The sequence below is a fragment of the Arsukibacterium sp. genome, assembly GCF_033722355.1.
Classification (GTDB): Bacteria; Pseudomonadota; Gammaproteobacteria; order Enterobacterales; family Alteromonadaceae; genus Alishewanella.
In genome coordinates this window covers 1-12,194 of the sequence record NZ_JAWVZF010000080.1, presented here as the reverse complement: position 1 = coordinate 12,194, position 12,194 = coordinate 1, and the positions used below count along the sequence as shown (strand labels likewise).

The 12,194-nt window shown below is 50.0% G+C and carries 10 protein-coding genes; 4 read left to right on the top strand and 6 right to left on the bottom strand.

Features of this window, described 5'->3' with window-relative positions:
- Together R3177_RS08920 and R3177_RS08915 are read left to right on the top strand one after the other, a co-directional pair.
- Positions 1 to 195 (top strand): PadR family transcriptional regulator (locus R3177_RS08920; RefSeq protein ID WP_318970686.1); only part of this gene is annotated, 195 nt, incomplete at its 5' end.
- Positions 195 to 1,151 (top strand): hypothetical protein, encoded by a 957-nt coding sequence (locus R3177_RS08915; protein ID WP_318970685.1) that lies wholly within the window; start codon positions 195 to 197, stop codon positions 1,149 to 1,151. The genes R3177_RS08920 and R3177_RS08915, both read left to right, overlap by 1 nt.
- 77 nt (positions 1,152 to 1,228) lie before the next feature.
- On the opposite strand, the gene R3177_RS08910 is transcribed toward R3177_RS08915, so the two are convergent.
- Both R3177_RS08910 and R3177_RS08905 read right to left on the bottom strand, forming a co-directional pair.
- Entirely contained in the window at positions 1,229 to 1,450 is a 222-nt protein-coding gene (locus tag R3177_RS08910; RefSeq protein ID WP_318970684.1) for a hypothetical protein, read from the bottom strand.
- A gap of 223 nt (positions 1,451 to 1,673) precedes the next feature.
- Entirely contained in the window at positions 1,674 to 1,886 is a 213-nt protein-coding gene (locus R3177_RS08905; RefSeq protein ID WP_318970683.1) for a hypothetical protein, read from the bottom strand.
- A 188-nt stretch (positions 1,887 to 2,074) separates the two neighbouring features.
- Between R3177_RS08905 and tadA the strand changes: the two genes are divergently transcribed.
- Positions 2,075 to 2,602 (top strand): tRNA adenosine(34) deaminase TadA, encoded by a 528-nt coding sequence (tadA, locus tag R3177_RS08900; RefSeq protein WP_318970682.1) that lies wholly within the window; start codon positions 2,075 to 2,077, stop codon positions 2,600 to 2,602.
- 239 nt (positions 2,603 to 2,841) lie between these two features.
- On the opposite strand, the gene mltF is transcribed toward tadA, so the two are convergent.
- Positions 2,842 to 4,293 (bottom strand): membrane-bound lytic murein transglycosylase MltF, encoded by a 1,452-nt coding sequence (gene mltF / locus R3177_RS08895; RefSeq protein ID WP_318970681.1) that lies wholly within the window; start codon positions 4,291 to 4,293, stop codon positions 2,842 to 2,844.
- A gap of 150 nt (positions 4,294 to 4,443) precedes the next feature.
- Between mltF and purL the strand changes: the two genes are divergently transcribed.
- Positions 4,444 to 8,337 (top strand): phosphoribosylformylglycinamidine synthase, encoded by a 3,894-nt coding sequence (gene purL / locus R3177_RS08890; RefSeq protein WP_318970680.1) that lies wholly within the window; start codon positions 4,444 to 4,446, stop codon positions 8,335 to 8,337.
- A gap of 80 nt (positions 8,338 to 8,417) precedes the next feature.
- Here purL and R3177_RS08885 read toward each other — a convergent pair whose 3' ends face one another.
- The 3 genes from R3177_RS08885 to R3177_RS08875 form a co-directional block, all read right to left on the bottom strand.
- On the bottom strand, positions 8,418 to 9,116 hold the full coding sequence (locus R3177_RS08885) for an OmpW/AlkL family protein (protein ID WP_318970679.1): 699 nt from the start codon (positions 9,114 to 9,116) through the stop codon (positions 8,418 to 8,420).
- A 146-nt stretch (positions 9,117 to 9,262) separates the two neighbouring features.
- Positions 9,263 to 10,180, bottom strand: a complete 918-nt coding sequence (locus R3177_RS08880; protein WP_318970678.1) for a histone deacetylase family protein — start codon at positions 10,178 to 10,180, stop codon at positions 9,263 to 9,265.
- On the bottom strand, positions 10,180 to 12,027 hold the full coding sequence (locus R3177_RS08875; protein WP_318970677.1) for a GNAT family N-acetyltransferase: 1,848 nt from the start codon (positions 12,025 to 12,027) through the stop codon (positions 10,180 to 10,182). The genes R3177_RS08880 and R3177_RS08875 overlap by 1 nt, the downstream gene beginning before the upstream one ends.
- Positions 12,028 to 12,194: the final 167 nt, after the last annotated feature.

Below are 12,194 nucleotides of genomic sequence, written 5' to 3'. Positions count from 1 at the left end.
GCAGAGCAGGGCTTACTTGCCAGCGAGTGGCAACAGGGTGAAGGCCGGGATCGGCGCTACTACCAGATATCTGAGCTGGGAGCTGAATTACTGACGCAACTCACCGGCGAATGGACCCATTTAAATAACGCGCTGGCGCCGCTGTTGCATCGAGAAAAAATGCCATCAGCGAATCAGACAGAGGAGCAAGACTAATGGAATTAGTGAAACGTTACATCGCTGCAGTTCAACGCGAATTACCGGAACAAAAACGCCAGGAAATTGGTCGGGAGTTGCAGGCCAATATTATGGATCAGTTTGATGCGCTGGCCGAACAACAGGGATCTGAGCTGACAGAGCAACAGGTTGCGAACATGCTGAAAACTATGGGGCATCCACAGCACGTTGCCCGTCAGTTTTGTCCGGTTCAACCGCTTATTCCGGCCCGCCTTATGCCACTTTATAAACATACGATGTTGATGGTGCTGGGAGTATTGTTGGTGCTACAGGTGGTCTTTATGACAAAAGCCTGGTTAATGGGAGGCGATTTTGGCTTGATACGGTTTGTTATTGGGCTGGCATCGGGTTTTATTGAGGATGCTGTATTTGGTTTTACAGCGATTACCCTGGGGTTTGCGCTAATGCCGGAAAATACCCAACCACTTCAGTGCAAAACAACTCATCAGTGGCAGCCAGAAGATTTGCCACCTGTCGGTGCCAGCTGGCAACATATCAGCTTAAGCAATATCTTCAGTGATCTGGCCACCTATGCTTTTCTGTTACTGATAGTCTGGTTGCCGCTTTGGCAGCAATGGTTTGCCGGCGACAACTCAGTCAATTCAGTGTTTACTGAGCAATCACTGCAAATGCTGATGTGGTTTAGTCCGGTTATCGTAGTTGGGGTGCTGAGCAGTTTATGGCAGTTACAGCGCCGGCTGTGGACAAAACCATTGTTGCAGCTAAATATTGTAGTCAATGGGGCTATTGTTTGTCTGTTGCTGCTGCTTACTGCAGCCGGCCCTTTGCTGCAGCTTGATACACAGCGCTGGATCCATTATTTCAGTCCGCAAAAGTTGCAAGATAGCATCCGGCTGGGATTAGTTATTATTGCCCTGTTCCCTGGCTATGAAGTGATACGTGATATGTTGCGCCTGCGAAAACTAAATAAGTAGCTGAGTAATGTTAAAATGCCCAGCCGGGATCTTTTCTGGCTGGGCATGTGTTCATTGAGGTTAGTGGTTCAGGGCCGTTAATACTGCCGTTGTTTACGATTATCCCGCACCAGCCACCAGACCAGCCAGACAAATAATAGCAACGGGGCCAGGGTTACGACTGCGGTAATACCGAGGGCAAGTACTGTGGCAACCAAACCAAGCAGAATACCAAATACTGAACCAATGATAGCCAGAATAGTTGGCAGACAGTATATACCCAGTATCACAGCAAGAATAATAACAATAGTTTTGTTCATCAGTTTTTTCCTTTTTGACCTTTAACCAAAAAGTATCAAGAGCCATGCCATATTTAAAATTTCTTATTAAACATGCATTTGAAATTAATTCATGTGGTTGCCTGCAGCCGGGTGCCATCTGTAGTGGTTATTTTAACTAATAAGTAGTGTAATAATTATTTTCTGGTGGCAATAAAAAAAGCTGCCAATGAACTGACAGCTTTTATTAGCAGTGATGTCTGGATTACAGCTTGTTGATTTGATCTTTGAGCTGATAAGCTTTGTCGGTAACGATGCTCTCCAACGTGCTTACCCGTTCTTTCAGTCGCTGTAATTCAGATTGCAGTGCATCCAGCTCGGCCTGGCCGGTATTGCCTTTATTTTTCATATAAACTTCGTAACCGGCATAAACAAAACCACCAACGATGGCGATAGCCGCAATTTCAAATGGTCCCATGATATTCTCCCTTTTTTATTAGTATCTTATAAAAAGCAAGGCTAATGCCATTACTGTAATTTCTTTATTAATCAATGCTTTGTGTTTTTTAATCGCTCTGGCCTTAGCGAGGAAATCAAAAGATTAGTCAATATCGCCAGATAGTAGTGGTAAACTTGGTTCTGGTGTTCAGAAAATTGTAAGCATTTATGACCGATCAACAGTGGATGGCCAGAGCACTGGAACTGGCTTCAATAGCAGAACAGGCGGGAGAGGTACCAGTTGGTGCAGTCATTGTAAAGGATGGCCAGCTGATTGCTGAGGGGTATAATCAGATGATCAGCTTACATGATCCTTCGGCTCATGCTGAAATGCTGGCGGTCAGGCAGGCAGGACAGCAGTTACAGAACTACCGCTTAACAGATTGCACTTTGTATGTCACCCTGGAGCCTTGCAGCATGTGTGCGGGAATGCTGGTGCATAGCAGGCTGTCAAGGCTGGTATTCGGTGCCAGAGATTATAAAACCGGGGCAGCCGGTTCGGTGATGAACCTGGTACAACACCCGCAGTTAAATCATCAGCTTGAGGTAACAGGTGGCGTAATGGCGGAACAATGCAGCGCGGGGTTGTCGGCTTTTTTCCAACGGCGGCGGCTGGAAAAAAAGGCCGCAAAGCAGGCAGATGCTAATCTTGCTTCTGGTCAGGATGTTCCGGTAGTCCGGGATGATCCTGCATAATTGTCTGATAGTTACGCCGTCTGCGATGTAATTTCAGCAAATCGGTATTACGTTTTACCCGGCGCCGACTTGAACTGATGGCAAAGGTACTGAGTTTGCGACGTTTTAAAGCCGGTTTCTTTCGTTTAAGCATACATTACCTGAATATTTTCTGACATTGCTACTGCAATGCTGGTATGCGGTTACTATAAAGCCAGCCTGGCTGGACAACAAGGGGGCCATTGCCAAAACACCCAATATCAGGGGTTATTGTCCTGCGGTGATTGCAGCTCTGAGCTCGTGGTGGCTTTTTCAGGCGACAATTGTTCGGTCAGGCGCAACCGTTGCTGCTCCAGCCGCAGCTCAGCTTGTTGTTTCTCATCAGTCCAGACCAGCGTATCGTAATAACGGCGGATGTTCTCAACATAAGTTACCGCCTCATCGCCTCTGGCATAACCATAACGAGTATGCTGATACACGTTTTTTTGCCGCAGCAGTGGCAACCGCTGTTTTACCTCGAGCCATTTATCGGGATCAGCACCTTGCTGTTGAGTCAGGATCCGGGCATCTTCGACATGACCCCAGCCAACATTATACGATGCCAGGGCAAACCATAGCCGATCAGGCATGGCTATCCTTTCCGGGATACGGCTTACCAGACGATGCAGATAGCGGCTGCCGCCCCTGATGCTTTGCTCTGGATCTAACCTGCTACTCACCCCCATCTGCTGCGCGGTAGGCAAGGTTAGCATCATTAAACCCCTTACACCGGTCGGGCTTCGTGCTTTAGGGTCCCAATGTGACTCCTGATAGGCTAGTGCCGCCAGCAAGCGCCAGTCCAGCTCACCGGCATACTGAATAAACAGCGACCTGAAATCGGGCAGGATTTGGTTAATGGCATCGATATATTGCAGGGTGTCGACATAGTCGAACTGACTGACATGACCAAAATAGCGATCTTCCAGAGTGATTAACTCACCTGTCTGATAGATGTTGCCAAAAAACTCGATGAGCACGCTTAACAGTGAGTCATCGTTATTCTTGGCCAGCAGCCAGGCAACGGGTAGATTATCGCTGACAGTAAAACCGATACTTAAGTTTGGATAAAACCGCCGGTTAATTGCCAGTTGGTTTGAGTCGGTCAGTGTGTAAGGAATTTTACCATCCACAACCAGCTGCAGTACGTCGTCAGCATCAAGATCCTTTTGTGCCAGCCAGCGCAGGTTTGGGTAATCCTGACTTAATCTGTCGAGGGTCTGGGCATGGCTGCTGTCCTCAATAACCACTATGGGTTCATTGATATCATCCAACGAGCGGGGCCAGGTATCACCCTGGCGAAATACCAATAATTCGTTAATCCAGCGGTAGGCTGGTGCTGCGCGATAACGGTTAAGCCGCTCTGGCGTCAATGTCAGGCCACCGGCAATAAAATCCACCTGGCCGGTATCAAGCTTTTGCAGTAATTCATCCAGGTGGTAGCTTGGAAATAATTCCAGTTCGACATCTAAGCGGTGTGCCAGGGTCTGTGCCAGCTCGTATTCAAAGCCAGCGGGGCCATCAACCCCGATAAAATAACTGGTGGGGCCATGCAGCAGGCCAACCCGCAGACTGTTGCGATGATGAATAGTGGCAAGCTGGGAATTTTGCTCTGCCAGCGGCGTACAAGCGCTAAGCAGGCAAATGGCCAGCCCTAAAAGCACCTTAACTTGCATCTAACACCTGAAATTTACTCCACTGCTGTCATTTATATCAAACTTAAGCAGGCCAGTCAGTTTTTTCACATACCACTTGCCGGCAATTTTCTTTATAATAGCGCGCTTAAATCAGCTTCCATCGACGTTCAACCAACGGAAACCTAGCCTATGTTGATCCTGCGTGGTGCACCTGCACTGTCCGAATTCCGAATCGCCAAGTTACTTGACCAGTGCGCAGAGCGCGCCTTGCCGGTAAACAGCATTTATGCCGAGTATATCCACTTTGCTGATAACAGCACTGCACTGAGCAGTGATGAGCACAGCACCCTGGATAAACTGCTGACATATGGCCCGGCAATAACCAGTCATGAGCCGGTAGGGCAGCTGTTACTGGTGACGCCGCGCCCGGGTACTATTTCGCCCTGGTCATCTAAAGCCACTGATATTGCTCATAATTGTGGTTTGAGCAACATTAAGCGATTAGAACGCGGTATGGCTTACTATATTGAAAGCAGCCGTGTGTTAACTGCCAGCGAAGTGACGAGTGTCAGTAGCTTACTGCACGACCGGATGATGGAAGTGGTGTTTAGCGAATTAAATCAGGCTGAAGCACTATTTCAGCATGCCGCTCCTGCTGAACTAAGCTCGGTTGATATTATTAATGGTGGCCGGCAGGCACTATCCGAAGCCAACACAACGATGGGCCTGGCATTGGCCGACGATGAAATCGATTATCTGGTGGCTAATTTTCAAAAGCTTGGCCGCAACCCGAACGACATCGAATTATATATGTTTGCTCAGGCGAATTCTGAGCACTGTCGGCATAAAATTTTTAATGCTGACTGGACGATTGACGGCGTTGCGCAGCCTAAATCACTGTTTAAGATGATTAAAAACACCTATGAACAGACCCCTGACTATGTATTGTCGGCGTATAAAGATAACGCAGCGGTGATGACCGGCTCTGTCGCCGGCCGTTTTTTCCCGGTGCCGGGCACTGGCGAGTATCACTACCACCATGAAGATATTCATATCCTGATGAAGGTGGAAACCCATAACCACCCAACGGCGATTTCACCTTATCCGGGCGCGGCTACCGGTTCTGGTGGCGAAATCCGTGACGAAGGTGCTACCGGTGTCGGGTCAAAACCCAAAGCAGGCCTGGTCGGGTTTTCGGTATCCAATCTACGGATCCCGGGATTTGAGCAGCCCTGGGAAACTGACTTCGGCAAACCGGAACGGATTGTCAGTGCACTGGATATTATGTTGGAAGGCCCGCTGGGCGGTGCGGCGTTTAACAATGAATTCGGCCGGCCGGCGATCAACGGCTATTTCCGTACTTATGAAGAAAAAGTTGCCAGCCACAACGGTGAGGAAATTCGCGGTTATCATAAACCCATTATGATTGCCGGTGGCCTTGGCAATATCCGCACTGATCATGTGCAAAAAGGTGAGTTACCCCCTGGTGCCAAACTGGTGGTATTAGGTGGTCCGGCCATGAACATTGGTCTGGGCGGCGGTGCGGCGTCATCAATGGCTTCTGGTCAGTCAGCCGAAGATCTTGATTTTGCCTCAGTACAGCGGGAGAACCCGGAGATTGAGCGGCGTTGTCAGGAAGTGATTGATCGCTGCTGGCAGCTGGGTAGTGATAACCCGATTTGCTTTATTCATGATGTTGGTGCCGGCGGCTTATCCAATGCCTTTCCTGAGCTGGTAAACGATGGCGGCGTCGGCGGCAAGTTTGAATTACGCAATGTACCCAACGATGAACCGGGCATGTCGCCGCTGCAAATCTGGTGTAATGAATCGCAGGAACGCTACGTGATGGCCATTCCGCCGGAGAAAATGGCGGTATTTGAGCAGATCTGTCAGCGCGAGCGCGCGCCTTATGCGGTGGTGGGGGAAGCCACCAGCGAGCAGCATTTGACCTTAACCGATAAGCATTTTGGTAATACCCCGATCGATTTACCACTAAGCGTATTGCTGGGTAAGGCGCCGAAAATGCATCGTGATGTACAAAGTGCCAACGCAGTTGGTACGCCGCTGAACCGTGACGGAATTACTGTTGCCGACGCGGCCGAGCGCTTGTTGCGACTGCCGGCGATTGCCGAGAAAACCTTTCTGGTCACCATTGGCGATCGGACCGTAACCGGTCTGGTAGCGCGCGATCAAATGGTCGGCCCCTGGCAGGTGCCGGTGGCCAACTGTGGTGTCACTGCTGCCAGCTATGATAGCTACCATGGTGAAGCGATGGCGATGGGTGAACGTACTCCGGTAGCGTTGCTTGACTTTGCTGCGTCTGCGCGACTGGCGGTTGCTGAAGCTATTACTAATATAGCCTGTAGTGACATCGGCGATTTAAAACGAATTAAATTATCGGCCAACTGGATGTCAGCTGCCGGTCATCCGGGGGAAGATGCTGGTTTATATGCTGCGGTAAAAGCCATTGGCGAAGAGTTATGTCCGGCGCTTAAGGTCACCATCCCGGTAGGGAAAGACTCGATGTCGATGAAGACTAAATGGCAGCACAATGGCAGCGAGCAGGCGGTTACTTCGCCAATGTCACTGGTTATCACGGCTTTTGGCCGGGTAGAAGATATTCGTAAAACGGTTACCCCGCAGCTTCGCACCGACAAAGGCACCAGCAGTTTGTTGCTGATTGATTTAGGCCAGGGCGCAAACCGGCTGGGCGCTTCCTGTTTAACTCAGGTGTATAAGCAACTGGGTGATACCCCGGCCGATCTGGACAGCCCGGAATTATTACTTAATTTCTTTGCTGCGGTACAGCAACTGCTGCGTGAGCAGAAACTGCTGGCATACCATGACCGGTCTGATGGCGGTTTGTTTGTGACGCTGGCCGAGATGGCTTTTGCCGGTAAAGCGGGCTTCAATGCTGATATCAGCCGGCTGGGGGATGACGATTTAGCGGTCCTGTTCAGCGAAGAACCCGGCGCGGTTATTCAGGTTGCTGACAGCGAACTTGAATATGTGCAGCAGGTACTGGCAGAGCATAATCTGGCTGGCTGCAGTCATATACTGGGTGCAGTAACAGTCAGCGATACGCTGACGTTCAGCCGCGGTGATGAGGAAATATTCAGTGACAGCCGCATCCGCCTGCGCTGTATCTGGGCCGAAACAACGTATCAGATGCAGGCACTGCGCGATAACCCGGCCGGTGCTTTGCAGGAGTTTACCAGCAAAGCCGATGCCACCGATCCGGGGCTGAATGTTAAACTCTGCTTTGATCAAAATGACGATATCGCAGCACCTTACATTGTAAAAGGCGTTGCACCGAAAGTGGCAATTCTGCGCGAGCAGGGCGTCAACTCCCACCTGGAGATGGCTGCAGCCTTTAACCGGGCAGGTTTCAGCGCCGTTGATGTGCATATGAGTGACATTCTGGCTGGCCGGGTAAAACTAAGCGATTTTAATGGTTTAGCCGCCTGTGGTGGTTTTTCCTATGGTGACGTGCTGGGGGCCGGTGAGGGCTGGGCAAAATCAATATTATTTAATGACATTGCCCGGGCGCAGTTTGCGGCATTTTTTGAACGGCCGACCACCCTCTCACTTGGGGTCTGTAATGGTTGTCAGATGATGTCTAATCTGAAAACTCTGATCCCGGGCACCGAATTATGGCCCCATTTTGTCCGCAATAAATCAGAGCGGTTTGAAGCGCGTTTCAGCCTGGTTGAAATTCAGCAAAGTCCGTCACTGTTCTTCAGTGGCATGGCTGGCTCACGGATGCCAATTGCTGTATCGCACGGTGAAGGCCATGCAGAATTTGTCAGCAATGAGGCCCTGGTTAAGGCCAACCATAGTGGCATTGTGGCAATGCGGTTTGTTGATAACTTTGGTAAGGTTACTGAGCAGTATCCGGCTAACCCCAATGGCTCGCCAGCAGGTATTACCGCCCTTACTTCCACAGATGGCCGGGTCAGTATTATGATGCCGCACCCTGAGCGGGTGTTCCGCACCGTTGCTAACTCCTGGCATCCGGATGACTGGCAGGAAGACAGCCCGTGGATGCGGATGTTCCGTAACGCGCGGGTCTGGCTGGGATAAAATCGCTTTGGCGTTAATAAAAAAACCCTGCGCTGGCAGGGTTTTTTGTCTTTTATGTGCAATCAGGCTGACATAACGATTTATAATGTCCAGCGTAGGCCAACCATTGCCACAATAGGGTCGACATTGATATTGACGCTTTGCACTGTTGCGCCATTTACCTGAACCCGGCCAGTGGTATCGATATCCATTTTACTGAGCATCAGATGCAGCCCCAGGTTGTCAGTAACTTTAATGTTCACCCCGGCTTGTACCGCTAAGCCCACTGAGTTTTTTGTCTTTAGCGTCACGCTGTCTGTGGCAGCGGTAACACTCAGTGCTTCCAGTGCGTCTTTTAACTGGTTATCAATCTGCTCATCAAAGAAAATGGTGTAGTTCAGGCCGATGCCAATAAAGGGGTCAAAGGTCTCGTGTTCAGGCATAAAGTGATACTGCGCCAGCAGTGTCGGTGGCAGTTGCTTGGTTTTACCGACTTTCAGGCCGTCAATAGCCGAGCCTTTAACGCGAATGTCATGGCTGAACGGGGTGGCCGCAATCAACTGCACTGCCCAGTTTGGTTGAAACCGGTAATCGAATGTCAGGCCAAGCTGGTTGTTGTCAGCAACGGCCAACATTGTAGAACCGTTTGGCAGGCCGGCAACCTGCTCGATCACATTTAAACTGGAACTGCTGTCATCGGGCGACACATTGATGGCGCCGATATTAACAGCAAAGTCAGCAGCAGCAGGGGCGGCGGCTAACACACAGACGAGCGGAATAGCGGGTAAAGCGGTTTTCATATTAAGCTCCACAGTTTAGGTTCTGTGGTCATTGTGCGCTCTGGCTAAAACCGCATATTGGCCTGGATCAATAAAAAAACCAACTTGGCTGCCTTGCAGTGGCTTACTTTGTTCTGCATCAATAAAAGCAACTGGCCGTTTAGTATTTACATCAGCCCCTTTAAAAAGGCAACCACACTGCGACCCAGCGCACTTAGGGCATATCCGCCTTCTAACATTGCAACAATTCGGCCCCGACAGTGCTGGTTTGCCAGGGTTTTAAGCTCAGTTGCCAGCCAGTGATAGTCATCTTCGCGTAACATAAAATGTGCCATCTCATCTTCAGCATGGCCGTCAAAACCAGCGGAGACCAGAATAAGCTCCGGCGCAAAGGCATTAAGCGCTGGCAGCCACTCGCTGCTGACCGCAGAGCGCCACTGGCTGGCTTTGCAGCCGCCGGGTAACGGCAGGTTAATGATATGATCTGACACGGTATCGGCACCGGTGTTTGGATAGAGCGGATATTCAAATGAGGAGCAAAAAAGCACCCGTGACTCGTGTTTAAAAATATCTTCCGTGCCGTTGCCGTGATGCACGTCAAAATCAACAATCGCTACCCGTTTTAGCTGATACTTGGCCAGCGCATATTCGGCTGCTATGGCGATATTATTAAAAAAACAAAAACCCATTGCCTGATTGTGAGTGGCGTGGTGGCCGGGCGGGCGGATAGCACAAAATGCCTGCATATCGCTCGCTTGCATCACTTCATCGACGGCATTAATACCGCTGCCGGCCGCATACAATGCCGCCTGCAGCGTTTTACTCATCATTTGCGTATCCGGGTCCAGCCAGATATGGCCCTCTGTAGGTGCTTTGGCATAGATCTCATTGACATACAGTGTGCTATGAGCACGACACAGATCAGCTTTACTCGCCGGTGTAGCATCTTTTTGCTGCAGAATATAATCGAGCCCGGAACGGATTAACTGATCGTTTATCGCATCCAGCCGGGCTGGGCATTCCGGATGATCATCGCCGGCACTGTGCTGGCGGCACATCGCATGACTAAACACAGTAATAGCCATCAGCAGGCTCCTTTTGCCGGTAAGGTGGTTAAATCAAGTTCCAGAAAAACTTCGCTCGGGTCGTCATAATTTTTGCGTTTAAAGCCGGCTTTGGTAAAAACACTGAGCATCGGTTTGTTTTCGGCCCGGACATAGGCCGTCATTTTGTTTAGTTGACGGCTGCTGGCAATATTAATCATTTCCTGCAGCAGCCGTTTAGCCATGCCTTTTCCGTGATGCTTTTCCCGGGTGACGAATGCCACTTCGCAGCTGTTATTAGCTGTAATCAGGTAATAGCGGCCAACAGCCTGAATTTCAACGACTGAGCCTTTCTGTTTAACGATGCATAAGGCTAAATCTTTCGTCTGATCGACGCTGACCAGGGTACAGGATTTTTCCCGGCTCATCTGGGTCGGTATTGTGTTATAGCGCATCTGCAGCGTTTCTTTGGTATGGGAGTAAAAAAACTCCTGTAACCGACGCTCGTCAGACGGATTAAGCGGCCGCAAATCAAAGCTTTCGCTGTCTATCTGTAATTCTTTAAAGCCAACAGCGCCAAGTTCGGCGACCTCGACCGGCGTTTGCAACTGATAATGCGGTACCCAGTAGAATTTACGGACTTCGGCCAGCAGCTGGCTGCGAAACTTCGGGTGAGCCACTCTGATAAGTTCCAGTGCCCGTTCGCGCACGCTTTTACCGCGCAGCGAGGCGACACCAAATTCAGTGACCACATAATGGACATGACCGCGACTGGTGACCACACCCGCACCTTGCCGGATATGAGGCACAATCCTCGAAACCGTACCATTTTTGGCAGTAGAGGGCAGGGCGATAACCGGCTTGCCACCTTGACTCATTGACGCGCCGCGGCTGAAATCAACCTGACCCCCAATCCCACTGTAAAAATGGTGGCCAATTGAATCTGATACCACCTGACCGGTCAGGTCGACTTCAATCGCACTGTTAATGGCCACCATCTTATCATTGCGGGCAATATTGGCCGGTGAGTTGACATACTCGCTGGGATAAAAGCCAATATGCGGGTTTTGATCAACAAACTGGTACAATGCCTTACTGCCAATACAAAAACTGACCACACTTTTGCCCGGGTGAAAGGTTTTACGGCGGTTATTAATCACCCCTTTTTTAATCAGCTCCAGCACGCCGTCGGTGATCATTTCACTGTGCAGACCCAAATCTTTGTGGTTACTCAGATAACGGGTAACCGCCGCGCAAATGCGCCCGACCCCTAACTGGATAGTGGCGCCATCTTCAACCAGCAACGATACATACTGGCCAATCCGCTCCGTTCTGGCATCAAGCTGTGGCATCTGTGCTTCGGGCAAGGGTTGGTCTGCATAATATAGCGTGTCAATTTCGTCGCGGTGGATAAACGATTGGCCATAGGTAATCGGCATTTGCGGGTTGACCTGAGCAATCACTTTTCTGGCTGCCTTAGCTGCTGCTGCAACGACATCAACCGAAACCCCCAGAGAATGATAGCCATGCTCATCAGCCGGACTTACCATTATCAGTGCAGCGTCTAACGGCAGTACCCCATCGGTAAATAAAGCGGGTATGTCAGTCATAAAACAGGGGGTATAGTCTGCCCGGCCTTCAGCCACAGCCTGGCGGATTTTTTCGCCACCAATAAAAAAGGTATTCACTTTAAATAAATGCTGGTACTGCGGCTCGGCCCATTTATTGTCGGCCAGCGTAACCAGCTGAACAATCTCAATATCATGCAGGCTGCTGGCGTGATTAATCAAATCATCAATTAAGGCGGTGGGTACGGCGGCGTGCGAGCCAATAAAAATACGGTTACCCGAGTTAAGTAGTTGCTGCCAGTTTAACGGGGCGTTAGCCATAAATGGGTTGCCTGAACGTTAACAGATAACACTACTGTAAAGCAGGGCGTGCCGAAGTGCCAGCCCCCACTTTAGTCGCAATTAAAAAGCCAGGACATTCCTGCCCTGGCTGATATTAAGGATATTTTCGATCACCGCTTACTCAATACTACGAGCCTCACGGTTAT